Below are 220 nucleotides of genomic sequence, written 5' to 3'. Positions count from 1 at the left end.
TTGTAACTCGCTTGTACAAATGATGATAATTATGGCGTCCACTCTGCCTGCCAGCTGGCGATTAATCGGTTAGGCGGAATATTTTGACCATTGAGATCAGTATCGATCTTTGCCATCATCATTGCTGTCGTAACGGCCACGAATATAGGAATAAGCCAAGTTGAGTTTATGGTCATCATTCACTTTCCAGCCTAAGTTAGCTTCGGCACCATTGATTTCA

It is taken from the genome of Methylophaga sp. UBA5088, assembly GCF_002414625.1.
Classification (GTDB): domain Bacteria; phylum Pseudomonadota; class Gammaproteobacteria; order Nitrosococcales; family Methylophagaceae; genus Methylophaga; species Methylophaga marina.
The sequence above is the reverse complement of the archived record's forward strand: the minus strand, read 5'-3'. Positions refer to the sequence as shown.